Source organism: Cupriavidus sp. FW305-27, assembly GCF_058787995.1.
In genome coordinates this window covers 1-13548 of sequence record NZ_JBYTAG010000112.1, presented here as the reverse complement: position 1 = coordinate 13548, position 13548 = coordinate 1, and the positions used below count along the sequence as shown (strand labels likewise).

13 protein-coding genes are annotated in these 13548 nt (G+C 68.9%); 9 read left to right on the top strand and 4 right to left on the bottom strand.

Annotated features, from left to right (window positions below; translation table 11 throughout):
• Both AC3WRI_RS32060 and AC3WRI_RS32055 read left to right on the top strand, forming a co-directional pair.
• Nucleotides 1-1526: MFS transporter (locus tag AC3WRI_RS32060; RefSeq protein WP_492294896.1), on the top strand; the 1526-nt coding region annotated here is incomplete at its 5' end.
• 118 nt (nucleotides 1527-1644) lie between these two features.
• The gene (locus AC3WRI_RS32055; RefSeq protein ID WP_010809799.1) at nucleotides 1645-2487 is read left to right on the top strand and encodes an IclR family transcriptional regulator; all 843 of its coding nucleotides are present in this window, start codon (nucleotides 1645-1647) and stop codon (nucleotides 2485-2487) included.
• A gap of 15 nt (nucleotides 2488-2502) precedes the next feature.
• Here AC3WRI_RS32055 and AC3WRI_RS32050 read toward each other — a convergent pair whose 3' ends face one another.
• The gene (locus AC3WRI_RS32050; protein ID WP_492294894.1) at nucleotides 2503-3324 is read right to left on the bottom strand and encodes a phytanoyl-CoA dioxygenase family protein; all 822 of its coding nucleotides are present in this window, start codon (nucleotides 3322-3324) and stop codon (nucleotides 2503-2505) included.
• A 255-nt stretch (nucleotides 3325-3579) separates the two neighbouring features.
• On the opposite strand from AC3WRI_RS32050, the gene AC3WRI_RS32045 reads away from it, so the two are divergent.
• The 5 genes from AC3WRI_RS32045 (at nucleotide 3580) to AC3WRI_RS32025 (ending at nucleotide 9702) form a co-directional block, all read left to right on the top strand.
• Nucleotides 3580-4506: an AAA family ATPase gene (locus AC3WRI_RS32045; protein WP_492294892.1), complete on the top strand. Its 927-nt coding sequence runs from the start codon at nucleotides 3580-3582 to the stop codon at nucleotides 4504-4506.
• Between the two features lie 5 nt (nucleotides 4507-4511).
• Nucleotides 4512-5543: a DUF58 domain-containing protein gene (locus AC3WRI_RS32040; protein ID WP_011616387.1), complete on the top strand. Its 1032-nt coding sequence runs from the start codon at nucleotides 4512-4514 to the stop codon at nucleotides 5541-5543.
• Nucleotides 5540-7510 carry a transglutaminase TgpA family protein gene (locus AC3WRI_RS32035; RefSeq protein WP_041688273.1) on the top strand — a complete coding sequence of 657 codons (1971 nt, stop codon included), beginning with the start codon at nucleotides 5540-5542 and terminating at the stop codon, nucleotides 7508-7510. The genes AC3WRI_RS32040 and AC3WRI_RS32035 overlap by 4 nt, the downstream gene beginning before the upstream one ends.
• 123 nt (nucleotides 7511-7633) lie before the next feature.
• Nucleotides 7634-8122 (top strand): MarR family winged helix-turn-helix transcriptional regulator, encoded by a 489-nt coding sequence (locus AC3WRI_RS32030; RefSeq protein ID WP_011616385.1) that lies wholly within the window; start codon nucleotides 7634-7636, stop codon nucleotides 8120-8122.
• On the top strand, nucleotides 8119-9702 hold the full coding sequence (locus AC3WRI_RS32025; protein WP_011616384.1) for an MFS transporter: 1584 nt from the start codon (nucleotides 8119-8121) through the stop codon (nucleotides 9700-9702). The genes AC3WRI_RS32030 and AC3WRI_RS32025 overlap by 4 nt, the downstream gene beginning before the upstream one ends.
• A 153-nt stretch (nucleotides 9703-9855) precedes the next feature.
• Here AC3WRI_RS32025 and AC3WRI_RS32020 read toward each other — a convergent pair whose 3' ends face one another.
• Both AC3WRI_RS32020 and AC3WRI_RS32015 read right to left on the bottom strand, forming a co-directional pair.
• Entirely contained in the window at nucleotides 9856-10188 is a 333-nt protein-coding gene (locus AC3WRI_RS32020; protein WP_010809792.1) for a hypothetical protein, read from the bottom strand.
• Nucleotides 10189-10448: 260 nt separating this feature from the next.
• Nucleotides 10449-11915: a DegQ family serine endoprotease gene (locus AC3WRI_RS32015; protein ID WP_011616383.1), complete on the bottom strand. Its 1467-nt coding sequence runs from the start codon at nucleotides 11913-11915 to the stop codon at nucleotides 10449-10451.
• 182 nt (nucleotides 11916-12097) lie between these two features.
• On the opposite strand from AC3WRI_RS32015, the gene AC3WRI_RS32010 reads away from it, so the two are divergent.
• Together AC3WRI_RS32010 and AC3WRI_RS32005 are read left to right on the top strand one after the other, a co-directional pair.
• On the top strand, nucleotides 12098-12574 hold the full coding sequence (locus AC3WRI_RS32010) for a MarR family winged helix-turn-helix transcriptional regulator (protein ID WP_011616382.1): 477 nt from the start codon (nucleotides 12098-12100) through the stop codon (nucleotides 12572-12574).
• 47 nt (nucleotides 12575-12621) lie between these two features.
• Nucleotides 12622-13044 (top strand): organic hydroperoxide resistance protein, encoded by a 423-nt coding sequence (locus tag AC3WRI_RS32005; RefSeq protein ID WP_492294890.1) that lies wholly within the window; start codon nucleotides 12622-12624, stop codon nucleotides 13042-13044.
• Between the two features lie 68 nt (nucleotides 13045-13112).
• Here AC3WRI_RS32005 and AC3WRI_RS32000 read toward each other — a convergent pair whose 3' ends face one another.
• Complete coding sequence (locus tag AC3WRI_RS32000) at nucleotides 13113-13391, bottom strand: GIY-YIG nuclease family protein (RefSeq protein ID WP_010809788.1); 279 nt, start codon at nucleotides 13389-13391, stop codon at nucleotides 13113-13115.
• Nucleotides 13392-13548 lie beyond the last annotated feature (157 nt).

Sequence of the window (13548 nt, the reverse complement as noted above, 5' to 3'; positions counted from 1 at the left end):
CCACCCCCCAGCGCCCGCGCATGCAACTCGCCAGTCACCCGGAAATGGGTCACTGGCGTCTTTCATTGTTCGGCCTGACGCTCGGGCTGGTGACCGGTATCGACTTCTCTTCCACGCTGATGATGGGCGTGGCCAGCCAGCATATCCAGGGCGGCGTCGGTGCCGCGCCGGAAGATTATCTGTACGCGATCTCGGCCTACGCGGCCACCGCGGTGCTGATGAACATGGTGCTGGACCAGGTCGCGCGCCGCGTCACCTACAAGCGCTTCACCATCGGGTCGCTGCTGGTATTTGTCCTGGGCTCGCTGATCTGCGCCGAGTTTGCCAGCCCCACCGGGCTGATCACCGGCAAGGCGGTGCAGGGGCTGGGCGCCGGCGGCCTGTTCGCGGCCTCGCGCATCCTGGTGCAGCTGGTATCGACGCCGGCCGAGCGCGGCCCGCTGATGCTGCGCTTCGGCGGCGGCGCGTTCTCGATGCTGGCGATCACGCCGTGGCTGACCAGCATCTTCCTGGACGATATCGGCTGGCGCGCGGTGTTCCTGTTCCAGGCCGGCATTGCGCTGCCGGTACTGCTGTCGGTGGCGCTGACCTACCCGACCCGCGCGCCACGCGACCCGCATCCGCCGGTATCGACACTGGACTGGCCCGCCGCCATCGCCGCCGCGCTGGGCGCGCTGGTGTTCCTGCATACGCTGCAGGAGATGCGCTACACGCGCTTCTTCAGCTCGCTGGAAATGCCGCTGGCCGCGCTGTGCGGGCTGGCATTGTTCGCCTTCAGCGGCTGGCGGCTGTATCGCCATCCGGATCCATGGATCGACTTCTCGCGCCTGGCCGGACGCCAGTACCTGTACGGGCTGGGCTTCTACACGCTGTACTACCTGCTCTCGTCGGCCTGGTCGTTCCTGCTGCCCTCGCTCACGCAGACCGGGCTGGGGCTGACCTTCCGCACCACCTGCATGCTGTTGTCGACCAGCGGCACGGTGTCGGCCATCGGCGCCATCGTCATTACGCTGGGCATGGCGCTGGTGTTCCGCAAGCGGCGCGTAATCGCCATCGGCTTTGTCGTCTACGCCTGCGCGGCGATGCTGCTGTCGCAGCAGCTGATGCCGGGCGCGCCGGATTACGCGCTGGTGCCGGTGGTGCTGCTTGAAGGGCTGACGCCGGTGCTGCTGATGGTGCAGGTGGCATCGATGACTTACCTGGAAGTGCCGGTCGAGGATTTCTCGCACGCCTACCAGTTCAAGAACGTGTGCAAGCAGATCGCCTCGGCAATGGGCACGGGGCTGGCGAGCGTGTTCATGCAGGACGGCCTGGCACAGCACCGCACCCACCTGGTGGAACACATCACCCGCTACAACCCGGTGCTGCAGGCGCCGGATGCGCTCTCGGCAACGAGTCTGGCCAAAATCTCGCTGGAAGTCGACCGCCAGGCCACGCTGCTGGCCGGCATGGACATGCTGCACGGCTTTGCCGTGTTGTGCGTGGTGGCGGCGGTGTTCGTGCTGGCGCAGCGCAGCTTCCGGTAAGGAACCCACGCGCCGGGCGCCAGGCCATGTCCGGGGCCGGTACTGGCGCAATCCCGCCATTTCCTCTACCCTTTCGGCCTTTCCGTGCCAATCCGGCGAACCGCGCCGGGCTACGTAAATGGCCAGCCCTACCGATTCCCGCCAGAACCCGCCGCGAGCACCGCAGACCGCCGACAGCGCCGCCGCCACGCCCGAAAAGCCGAGCGACAGCTATGTGCAGTCCTTTGCACGCGGGCTGTCGGTCATCCGGGCCTTCAACGCTCAGCACCCGGCCCAGACGCTGACCGAGATCGCCCAGGCCAGCGGCCTGACGCGCGCCGGCGCGCGCCGCATCCTGCTGACGCTGGTGGGGTTGGGCTACGTGCAGGCCGACGGCCGCCTGTTCCGGCTGACGCCCAAGATCCTGGACCTGGGCTTCGCCTACCTGACCTCGATGCCGTTCTGGAACCTGGCCGAGCCGATCATGGAGACGCTGTCGCAGCAGGTGCATGAAAGCTGCTCGATCTCAGTGCTGGACGGCACCGAGATCGTCTACGTGCTGCGCGTGCCGGCGCGCAAGATCATGACCATCAACCTGTCGATCGGCAGCCGCCTGCCGGCCTATTGCTCGTCGATGGGGCGGGTGCTGCTGGCCGGCCTGGCCGAGCCCGAGCTCGACAGCGTGCTGCGCGCCACCGACCTGCGCGCGCGCACCAGCCGCACCGTCACCGACGTGGATGCGCTCAAGGCCATCGTCGCCGACATCCGCAAGCGCGGCTGGGCGCTCAACGACCAGGAACTGGAAGAAGGGCTGGTGTCGCTGGCCGCGCCGATCCGCAACCGTGCCGGCCACACCATCGCCGCCATCAATATCAGCGGCCAGGCCAACCGCACCAGCGCGCAGGAGATGCTGGAGCGTTTCCTGCCGCCGCTGCTGGAAGCTTCGGAGAAGATTTCCGGGCTGGTCGGGCTGCGCACCTGAGCGCAGCCGCGGGGATCAGACTGCCGCGGGCAGCTCCACGCTGCCGAACTCGGCCGAGCGCGTGCCATCCAGCGGCCGGTTGCTGGCCCCGAAATACGCAAACGCCACTGACAGCTTGACCGCGTCGGAGGCATTGCGGCCGGCCGCATGGAACAGCCGGCTGTCGAAAAACAGCACGTCGCCGCGGTGCAGCGCCAGCGGCTGCGCGGCATCCAGCAGGGGCTGGCTGGCCGGGTGGGCTTCGATCAGGAATTCGGCCGGGTCCAGCTGGCCCGGCTCCAGCTTCGCCTGGTGCGAACCCGGGATGACGCGCAGCACGCCGTTGCGTTCGTCCTCGTCGCCCAGCGCCAGCCACACCGTCACCAGTTCCGGCCGGGCAAACGACCAGTAGCGCGTATCGCGGTGCCAGCCAGTCTGGCTGCCGTAGTGCGGATGCTTGGTCATCACGCAGTTGTGGTGCGCCAGCGTGATGCGGGCGGGCTCGCCCAGCAGCGCCTGCACCACCGCCACCAGCTTCGGGTCGCTGGCCCAGCGGCGGAAGACCTCGTCGCGCCCGTAGGCCTGGCGCAGCCGCCTGACCGTGCCGCCGCCGGCGGCATCGCGTGCGGCCGGCGCGCCGGGATAGCCCAGGTCGGCCTCGAACTCCACCGGCGGCACCGCCGCGGCCAGGTGCTCACGCGTCACCGCCTCCAGCGCCGCGCACGCCGGCTCATCGGCAAAGCCGCGCAGGATCACGAAACCGTTGGCGTGGAAGGCCTGCACCAGGCGCGGCAGCGCACCGGCATCGGCAGACAGGACGGAGGAAGGCAGGTCGGCGCAGGGGTCCAGCGAGGTCATTGCAGCAGGCGCGGCACAGGCAGCGGAAAGAGGAATGGGAAGGGCCGCGGTGGCCCGACAGGCTCATGATGCCAGAACCGGCGCGATCTGGCGCAGGCGCTGCACCATAACCATGCAGGCAGCGCCGGGACATCCACTGTCTCCGTACGGAAACAGACGGTGCCGCGTGCCGCCCGCGCCGCTACAATGCGCTGGTCTTCACCCGATATTCCCTGCATCCACCCGTTTTTTCCACCTTTTGCGCCGAGGCCCAACGTGACAGCTCGCCCACGCATCGTCGCTTCGCTGGCCGAGGCCCAGGCCCAGCTGGGCCGCATCGTTCTTGGCAAGCCGCAGCAGGTGCGGCTGGCGCTGGCCTGCATGCTGGCACGCGGCCACCTGCTGCTCGAAGACGTACCTGGCGTCGGCAAGACCACGCTGGCCCATGCGCTGGCGCGCACGCTCGGGCTGCAATACCAGCGCGTGCAGTTCACCAGCGACCTGTTGCCGGCCGACCTGATCGGGGTTTCGGTCTTTGTCCGCGACGCCGGCGAATTCCGCTTCCATCGCGGCCCGGTGTTCGCGCAGGTGGTGCTGGCCGACGAGATCAACCGCGCGCCGCCCAAGACCCAGAGCGCGCTGCTCGAGGCCATGGCCGAGGGGCAGGTGACCCATGACGGCACCACGCACGCGCTGCCGTCGCCGTTTTTCGTGATCGCCACGCAGAATCCGCTGGAGCAGATCGGCACGCATGCCTTGCCCGAATCGCAATTGGACCGCTTCACCATGCGGCTGTCGCTCGGCTACCCCGACCCCGCCTTCGAGCGCGTGCTGTACCTGGGCGGCGCCAGCGCGCCGAAGCTGCCGCCGGTGATGGATGGCAGCCAGGTGCTGGCGCTGCAGGAGGCTGCCACACAGGTGTACGCCAGCCCGGCGCTGGTGGACTACGTGCTGGCGCTGGTGCAGGCCACGCGCAGCCACGGCGGCTTTGCCGCGGGGCTGTCGCCGCGCGCCGGGCTGGCGCTGCTGGCCTGCGCGCGCGCCTGGGCCCTGCTGGCCCAGCGCAACATGGTACTGCCGGAAGATGTGCAGGCGGTCTTCACCGCGGTGGCCGCGCATCGGCTGCTGCCCGCCGGCGCGGGCGGCCACGCCGCCGTTGCCGGCGAACTGGCCGCGCTGCAGGCCGGCGTGGCCATTCCCTGAAAGCCATGGCGGCGCGCAAAAGCGTGCTCCGCGGCGCGCCGGTCATGGCTCAGCGCCGCACGGCGGGCCGGCGCCCGACCGGCGGAACTGGCGGCACGCTGCTGCTGGATCGGCGCCACCTCTATATCCTGCCCACCCGCGGCGGCCTCGGCTTTGCGGTCGTGCTGGCGGCGATGCTGCTGACTTCGCTGAACTACAACATCAGCCTGGGCTTTGCGCTGACCTTCCTGCTGGCCGGCATCGGCATGGCGTGTATGTGGCTGGCCTACCGCAACCTGCTCGACCTCGCCGTGGCCGCGGGCCCGGCGGCGCCGGCCCATGCCGGGCAGGATGCCGTGTTCCAGCTGCGCATCGACAACCGCGATGCCGACGCGCGCATCGGCATCGAGGCGCGCGTGCCGACGCTGCCAAACGTGGCAACCGCCATGCTGACGCTCGATGGCAGCGCCAGCGGGATGCTCGCCCTGCACGTGCCGACTGCGCGCCGGGGCCGGCTGGTGCTGCCGCGCGTGGCGATCGCCAGCCGCTTTCCGTTCGGGCTGTTCCGGGTCTGGAGCTATGCGGACCTGGACATGTCGACGCTGGTCTATCCCGCCCCGGAGCCCGATGCCCCGCCACCGCCTGCCGCATATCGGCCAGACGCTGGCGATGGCGTGCACACGGCCGCGAGCGCGGCAACCAGCGACGACGGCATCGACCAGCTGCGCCGCTACCGCAGCGGCGACCCGCTGCACCGCATCGCCTGGAAGCACAGCGCGCGCACCGGCCGCTGGCTCAGCCGCGCCGGCGATCCACCGCAGCAACCGGCGCGCTGGCTGGACTGGTACGCACTCCCGGCCGGCATGGAGGCGGAAGCGCGGCTGTCGCGCCTGTGCGCGTGGCTGCTGGCCGCCGGTGACGATGCCGAGATCGGCCTGCGCCTGACCGGCGTAGAACTGCCGCCAGCGCGCGGCGCCAGCCACCGGCGCGCCTGCCTGGAAGCGCTGGCGTTATGGCCGCAACGGCCCGCGGCCTGCCGCGCCGGAGACCGGGCGTGAAACCCGTCGCGCGGCCGCTGCGGCATGACGACCATGGGCTGCTGCTGGGCCAGCTGGCGCTGGTGCTGGCGCCGCAGGCGCGCACGCTGCCGGTGGCGGTCAGCCTGTTGCTGGTGCTGCTGCTGGGCTGGCGCTGGCTGCTATGGCGGCGGCGGGCGCCGCTGCCTTCGCGCTGGATGCTCGGCATCACCGCGGTAATGGTGCTGCTGGTGGCCAGCGCGCTGGTGTGGCAGGACGGCGGCGGCATGGGGCGCGAGCTCGCCGTGGCGCTGCTGGGAGCCTTTGTCATCCTCAAGCTGCTGGAATGCCGCGCGCTGTCGGACGCGACGCTGGTCACGCAGCTGTCGTTCTACCTGCTGCTGACGCTGTACCTGTCCGACCAGCCGTTCTGGCTGGCGCTGTACAGCCTGGCGATCGGCGCCTGGGTGCTGCGCAACTGGCTGTTGCTGCACCACCCCGAGGCGCGCAGCCGGCTGGCGATCTGGCCGCTGCTGGGACGCATGGCGCTGCTGGGGCTGCCGTGGGCACTGGCGCTGTTCGTGCTGTTCCCGCGGCTGGAGCACCCGCTGTGGCAACTGCCGCAATCGGCGCCGCGCGGCACCACCGGCATCAGCGACACCATGCGGCCGGGCAGCGTCGGGCAGCTGATCCGTTCTCCCGAAATCGCCCTGCGTGCCGAGGTCGCCGGCCCGCCGCTGCCCGCCGCGGCGCTGTACTGGCGTGCGCTGGTGCTGTGGGAATACGACGGCACCACCTGGCACCCGTCGCGGCAGCGCCGGCAGCAACTGGCGCCAGCGCCCGCCGCCGGCAACACGAATGGCATCGACATCAGCATCACGCTCGAGCCCAGCCAGCAGCGCTGGCTGTTCGCGCTGGACCGCGGCCAGGCACTGTCCGCCGGCGTGGATGGCGCCGCCACGCCCGACGGCGAGTTCATGGTGCGCCGGCCGGTGGACCAGCGCATCCGCTACCGCACGCATTCCACGCTGTCCCCCGCGCCCGAAGCGCTGACAGCCGCCACGCGCCGGCTGGCCCTGAGCCTGCCGGACGGCAATCCGCGCGCCCGCGCGCTGGCCGCCCAATGGGCCGACCGCCATGCCGATCCCGTCGCGCGCGTGCAAGCCGCGCTGCGGCTGTTCGCGGCGGCGCCCTTTGCCTATACGCTGAGCCCACCGCCGCTGGGCAGCGACCAGGTCGACAGCTTCGTGTTCGACACCCGGCGCGGCTTCTGCGAGCACTACGCCAGCAGCTTCGTCTTCTTGATGCGCGCCGCCGGCGTGCCCGCGCGCGTGGTCACGGGCTACCAGGGTGGTGAGTACAACCCCATCGGCAACCACTACGTGGTGCGCCAGTCCGATGCGCATGCCTGGGCCGAGGTCTGGCTCGACGGCCGCGGCTGGGTGCGCGTGGACCCGACCAGCGCCGTTGCCCCGGGCCGCATCGAACAGGGGCTGGATGCGGTAGTGGGCAGCGAAGCCGCGGACTGGCGGCCGTCGCAGCAACCGGCATGGCTGAAGGACCTGCGCTGGGCCTATGAAGGCGTCGTCTACACCTGGCAGCGCTGGGTGCTGCAGTACGACCATGCGCAGCAGCAGCGGCTGCTGCTGGCACTCGGCGCCGGCGTGGGCGCCGGGCAGTTGCTGGCCGGCGTGCTGGGCGCACTGTGCCTGCTGGCGCTGGTGCCGCTGTGGCGGCGCCGCGGGCCGGCAGACCCGGTCGATGCGGCCTATGCCCGCTTCTGCGCCCTGCTGGCCCGCCACGGCTGCGAGCGCGCCCAGGCCGAAGGACCGCAAGACTTCGCCGCGCGCGCCAGTGCGCGGCTGCCGCGCGCGGCCGACGCGATCGCTGCCGTCAGCGCCGCCTATGTCGGCTTGCGCTACGGCAACCTGCCGGCCGCGGGCCATGCGCAGGCGCTGGCAGCGATGCGGGCAGGCATTCGCCAGATCGCCGCGGCGTTGCGGCATTAAGCCCCCGCCAGCCACGCCGGCCGGCACGCCCTGCCGGGATTAGCTTCGCTTGATATAATTACATCTGCAACTATATCGAATGCAATCGATCCGCCGCTCGCGTGGATCGCAACGCCTCCAGCCATGTCTTTCGAACAACGCATCGACCGCTTCTGCGCCCGCCATCCCGAGGCCCCGCGCGACCTGATCCTGGCCTCCAGGCTGCTGCTGCGCACCGCGCGCCTGCTGCGCGGCCATATCGACCAGGCGCTGGCCCCGTTCGAACTGGACATGAGCCAGTACCTGCTGCTGAGCATGCTTGCCGTCGACGAAAACCGGCCCAGCATGCCGTCCGAGCTGGGCGCCACGCTGGACGCCACGCGCACGCAGATGACGCGGCTGCTGGACGGCCTGGAAGCGCGCGGGCTGCTGCGCCGGCGGGCGTCGGCCAGCGACCGGCGCAGCCTGGAGCTGACCCTGACCCCGGCCGGCCGCCGGCTGCTGGAGCGCGCCGCGCCCGCGGTGCATGCCGCCTACGGCGAGGCCTGGGCGCCGCTCGGCGCAGGCGGCCTGGCCGGCGCCACGCGTGCGCTGACTCAATTGCACCAGACCCTGGAGGGGCTCCAGCCATGAAGCCCGGCTCACCCTGGCAGCCTCTGTGGCGATTGCGCGTCAGCATGCGGTGGCTGCGCTGGCTGAGCCACCGGCAGCGCCAGACCCTGCTGATGATGCTGCTGGCGCTGGCCACCGGCTTGGAGTTCCTCGAGAACATCATGTTCGTGTTTGCCTCCAGCCATATCGTCGGCGGCCTCGACGCCGACCCGCGCAGCTTCGCGCTGGTGCAGGCGGCCTACGCCGTGGGCAGCATGCTGATGATCCTGAAGCAGCAATGGCTGTCGCGCCGGTTCGGCTACCGCTACTACCTGACGGGGGCGCTGCTGCTGTTCATGGCGGGCACGGTCGTGGCCGCAACCAGCCATGCGCTGCCGCAGATGGTGGTGGCGCGCTTTATCCAGGGTGTGGGCGGCGGCGCGCTGTTCACCAGCTGCCGCATCCTGGTCAACGTGCTGTTCGGCCCGACCGCGCGTCCGCGCGCCACCCGCATTTTCATGATCGGCATCTTCTCGGGGTCGGCGCTGGGCCCGGCCTTCGCCGCCGAGCTGATCGACCATGGCGTATGGCAGGACGTGTTCTACGGCGTGCTGCCGTTCGCCGCGCTGGCCACGCTGGGTGCCTGGCTGCTGCTGCCGGATGCGGAGCCGCGCACCGATACCGGCGGCCCCGCGCTCGGGCCGCTGCTGCTGTTCGGCGCCGCCATCGTGACCTTGCAGGCGGCGCTGACCGAGGCGCGCTTCGACGTGTTCTCGCACCCGCTGAGGCTCGCGCTGGTGGCCGCCGCGGGCCTGGCGCTGCTGGCCGTGTTCCTGTGGCACCAGTGGCACCACAGCGAACCCGTGCTGCACCTGCGCGCACTGCGCCACCCGGTGTACCTGACCGGCCTGGCGATGTACTTCGTGTACTACATGATCAGCAACCTGAGCGGCTACCTGTTCCCGATCTACGCCGAGCAGGCGCTGAAGATCCCGCTGGCGGCCACCGGCTGGCTCAACACCTTTGCCGCGCTGGTCAGCCTGGCCGGCATCTTCGTCTACCTGCAGGTGGCGCCGCGCCTGACGCGCAAGAAGCCACTGATGGTCGCCGGCCTGGTGCTGATGGCCGCCACGGCATGGTGGTTCTCGCAGATGCCGCCCGACGCCGGCCCGCCGGCGCTGGCATGGGGGCTGGTCGGCAAGGGCCTGTTCGGCGTGCTGGTGATCATCCCCATCGCCGGGCTGACGTTCCGGGCGCTGGGTCCCGATGAATTCGCCCATGGCTACCGCAGCAAGAACCTGATGCGGCAGGTCGCCGGCTCCTTTGCCTCGGCGCTGGGTGCGGTGCTGCTGCAGAACCGCCAGTTCGCGGTGCACGACAGCCTGCTGCACGCGGTGGGCCAGCGCCCCGCCGAGACCGAACACTGGATGGCTGCCATGCAGGCGGCATTGGCCGCACGCGGCTTCGATGCGGCGCAGGCCCACCTGGGCGCGCTCGCGCAACTGAACGGGCTGATCGAGCAGCAGGCCAGGCTGATTGCCTGCGAGGATATCTATCGGCTGATTGCGGTGCTGGCGCTGGGGGCGGCGGCGTACATGCTGCTGCAGCGGCGACTGCCCTGAAGCCCGCGCGAGCGGCTATGCGCAAGCGGTGCGACGACTGGAACTACTGCGGAACAGACGCGGAATCTTGGGGAGAAGCGAAGGCACCGCGCGCGAGGCGATGGCGCGGACGGGTCGCAGTGCCGGCGGATGCGGCACCGGCGAAGTACCTGCTCAGAACAGCGAGAGCTGGCGCATGCCGAAACCGATGGTCTCTTCCACGCGCGCACGGGCGTGGGCCAGCGAGCCTTCTGCGCCAGAGTAATTGCCGGCGGCCCAGTGGTAGACCACGGGGATATCGCCGCGCTCGGACAGGCGCACTTCGCCAAGCTTGTCGCCGCGTTCGTTGCGGTAGAAGTGTGAGCGATAGCCGCGCTCCCAGTGGGGGGCGACAACCTTCTTGCGCCGCCGGGGCTTCGGCGCGGAGCCGGCGGTGGACGTCGTGGACGTCAGTCGCCGCGCTCTATCGGTACCCGGCGTGATGGCGCGGGTGAAATCCAACTGCATAGACTTCCTCTTTGTCGATTCAGCAGAACCAGGGTCGGCGGGGGCTGCCGCCGCATGCTTCGTGCATCGCAGTCGAGATAATACCTGCTGGCGCGCTTTCTGTAAGCAGTTCGTTGCGCTGAATCCCGCCTCCGGCAAGGCTTAGCGGGCCGTATACCGGCTTCGTATACGTGTCGGTATACGTCGGGGTATACGGCCCGCGCGGGCAGCAAAGCCTTGCCAGTTAACGGCTTGCGGGCAGTCTGGCGTGCCCGCGGCAATCAGCCCAGGTCGAGCGGAATGAAGATGCGCGCATCGTCGCGCTGCACCAGCAGTGCCACCTGCTTGCCCGATTTCGATACCAGCGACTTGAGCTGTTCGGGCGAGCTGATGGGCGTGCCGTTGAGCGACAGGATCACGTCGCCCGGCTGGATGCCGACGCGCGCGGCGGGGCCGGCCACGTCCTCGACCACCAGACCGCCGTCGATGCCGCTGCCACGCTTCTCCGCCGGCGTGAGCGGGCGCACCGCCAGCCCCAGCCGGCCACCGGCCTCGCTGCCACCGCCCTTCTGTGCGACGGCCCGGTCCCTGGCCGTGCCCACCGTCACCGACAGCGTCATCGGCTGGCCCTTGCGGATGATCTTCAACGAGGTCTGCGTGCCCGGCTTGATATCGGCCACGTGCTCGGGCAGGTCGCCCGAATGGTCGATCACGTCATTGTCGAGCTGCACGATGACGTCGCCAGGCTTCAGGCCAGCGCGCGCGGCCGGGCTGTCGGGCTCGACCGAGTTGACCAGCGCACCGGTAGGCTTGGGCAGCCCGAACGATTGTGCAAGCGCCTGGTTCACCTCCTGCACGCTGATGCCGAGACGACCGCGCGTGACCTTGCCATGCGCCACCAGCTGCTGCTGCACCTTGGTGGCCACGTCGATCGGGATCGCGAACGACAGGCCCTGGTAGCCGCCGGTCTGGCTGTAGATCTGCGCATTGATGCCGACCACCTCGCCGCGCTGGTTGAACAGCGGCCCGCCCGAGTTGCCGGGATTGACGGCAACATCGGTCTGGATGAACGGCACATAGGTATCGTCCGGCAGCGAGCGCGACTTGGCGCTGACGATGCCCGCGGTCACGGTGTTCTCGAAGCCGTAGGGAGAACCGATCGCCAGCACCGGCTCGCCCACGCGCACCTGCGAAGGATCGCCCAGGCGCACGGCCGGCAGGTTCTTGGCGTCGATGCGGATCACGGCCACGTCGGTCTGCGGATCGCTGCCGAGCACCTTGGCCTTGAACTCGCGGCGGTCGGTCAGCTTGACCGTGACCTCCTGCGCGCCGTCGACGACGTGCGCATTGGTCAGGATCAGCCCGTCCGGGCTCACGATAAAGCCCGAGCCCAGTCCGCGCACCAGTTGCTGCTGGCCGCCTTGCGGACCCTGGAACTGCGGCCCGAAACGCTTGAAGAACTGGAACAGCGGATCGTCCGGATCGATGCCCGGGGGCATCTGCGCCGCGGTGCGCTGGGCGCGCGCGGTGACGCTGATATTGACCACGGCGGGCCCGTACTGTGCCACGATGCCGGAGAAATCCGTCGGCGTGGCCACGGCGGCCGCCGGCTGCGCTGGCGCGACGGCTGGCGCAGGTGCCGCGTACCCCGGCGTGATGACTTCCCTCTGCAGATAGGCATAGCCGCCGCCAAGGGCGGCAAGGGCCGCGATACCAACGGCCGTGCGAGCAATGGTCTGGCGCATCATGTGTGGTTCCTTTCCTTGTGCATCAGGCGTCGGCAGTTTGCGACGCGACACGGTCATGCTAGCGACCCAGACTTAAAACAGACTTAAGGGTCAGCACCAGGCCATACACGGGCGTATCGAGCACATTTCGGCGAAATGAAAATTTATCTTGCGCACAATCTAATTGCGTCTAATATATCGCCATGGAACGCGACAACGACCCCTCCCCGGATTTGCTGCTACTGGATCGCCAGCTGTGCTTTGCGCTGTATTCAAGCTCACTGGCCATGACCAAGTTGTACAAGCCACTCTTAAGTGAGCTTGGACTTACTTATCCGCAATATTTGGTGATGCTGGTGTTGTGGGAGGCGGAAACGCTGACGGTCTCGGACCTCGGCGCGCGGCTGGCGCTGGACTCGGGGACGCTGACGCCACTATTGAAGCGGCTGGAGACGGCGCGGCTGGTCACGCGCACCCGTGACGCAGCCGACGAACGGCGGGTGCTGGTCAGCCTGACCGACTCCGGCCGCGCATTGCGCCAGCGCGCAGCCCGTATTCCTGAACAGATGTTGTGCGCCACGCAGTGCCCGGTCGAAGAGATCCAGGCCCTGACGCAGCGCCTGCATGCACTGCGGTCGACGCTTGAACAGGCGCGGACCGATTCCAGCCTGCCGGACTGACGGCAAGCATTGATACGCCCCTCTCGGGCAACAAACCGGAGCCTTAGATGAAACTCGAAAAAGTCGTTTATACCGCCCATGCCACCGCCACCGGCGGCCGTGACGGCCGTGCCACCACGTCCGACGGCCAGCTCGACGCCAAGCTGGCCGTGCCCAAGGAAATGGGTGGCGCCGGCAATGGCCTGAATCCGGAACAGCTCTTTGCTGCCGGCTATTCGGCCTGCTTCCTGGGCGCCATGCGCTACGTGGCCGGCCAGCAGAAGATCACCGTGCCCGCCGATGCCACGATCGAAGGCGCGGTCGGCATCGGCCCGATCCCTCAAGGCTTCGGCATCCAGGTCGAACTGAAGATCTCGCTGCCGGGCTTCGAGCGCGAGGCTGCCGAAAAGCTGGTCGAACAGGCGCAGCAGGTGTGCCCGTACTCGAACGCGACGCGCGGCAATATCGACGTGACGCTGACTGTGGTCTGATCGGCAAGCATGGAAAAGGCCGGTATCGCTTGCGCGATACCGGCCTTTTTGTTTTGTCGCACTGCCGGCTACCGGGCCGGCTCGGTTGCTGGCAGTTGCGCGCAAAATGCGCGCTTCTGTGTCGAACTCAAGCGCTTGATCTCGATTTCCGCTTTCAACGCTTCGGATTTCGTGTCGAAGCGCAATTGGCCCAAAACGCGTATGGGCTTGCGCGATCGCGTATATTTAGCGCCTTTTCCGGACAGATGCTCGGCGAAGCGGCGGGCAACATCGGTCGTGATCCCGGTGTAGATGGAATCGCCGGTGCATTCGAGCAGATAGAGGTACCAGGCGCTGTCAGCCGACATGGGATGGGTAATGGGGATTCAGCGGTAATAGTATTACGCCGGAGCGGCGGCGGCGAGCCATTCCATTTTCCGCCGCGCCAAAAGCAAAAACCCCCAGCCTTTTGGGGCTGGGGGTTCTGCGGAATAAGAGCCTGGCGATGACCTACTTTCACACGGG

Excerpts from the sequence above, each read along its gene's own strand:
- AC3WRI_RS32055 (WP_010809799.1), top strand. The coding sequence starts at position 1,645 with ATGGCCAGCCCTACCGATTCCCGCCAGAACCCGCCGCGAGCACCGCAG.
- AC3WRI_RS32050 (WP_492294894.1), bottom strand. The coding sequence starts at position 3,324 with ATGACCTCGCTGGACCCCTGCGCCGACCTGCCTTCCTCCGTCCTGTCT.
- AC3WRI_RS32040 (WP_011616387.1), top strand. The coding sequence starts at position 4,512 with ATGGCGGCGCGCAAAAGCGTGCTCCGCGGCGCGCCGGTCATGGCTCAG.
- AC3WRI_RS32030 (WP_011616385.1), top strand. The coding sequence starts at position 7,634 with ATGTCTTTCGAACAACGCATCGACCGCTTCTGCGCCCGCCATCCCGAG.
- AC3WRI_RS32025 (WP_011616384.1), top strand. The coding sequence starts at position 8,119 with ATGAAGCCCGGCTCACCCTGGCAGCCTCTGTGGCGATTGCGCGTCAGC.
- AC3WRI_RS32020 (WP_010809792.1), bottom strand. The coding sequence starts at position 10,188 with ATGCAGTTGGATTTCACCCGCGCCATCACGCCGGGTACCGATAGAGCG.
- AC3WRI_RS32015 (WP_011616383.1), bottom strand. The coding sequence starts at position 11,915 with ATGATGCGCCAGACCATTGCTCGCACGGCCGTTGGTATCGCGGCCCTT.
- AC3WRI_RS32010 (WP_011616382.1), top strand. The coding sequence starts at position 12,098 with ATGGAACGCGACAACGACCCCTCCCCGGATTTGCTGCTACTGGATCGC.
- AC3WRI_RS32005 (WP_492294890.1), top strand. The coding sequence starts at position 12,622 with ATGAAACTCGAAAAAGTCGTTTATACCGCCCATGCCACCGCCACCGGC.
- AC3WRI_RS32000 (WP_010809788.1), bottom strand. The coding sequence starts at position 13,391 with ATGTCGGCTGACAGCGCCTGGTACCTCTATCTGCTCGAATGCACCGGC.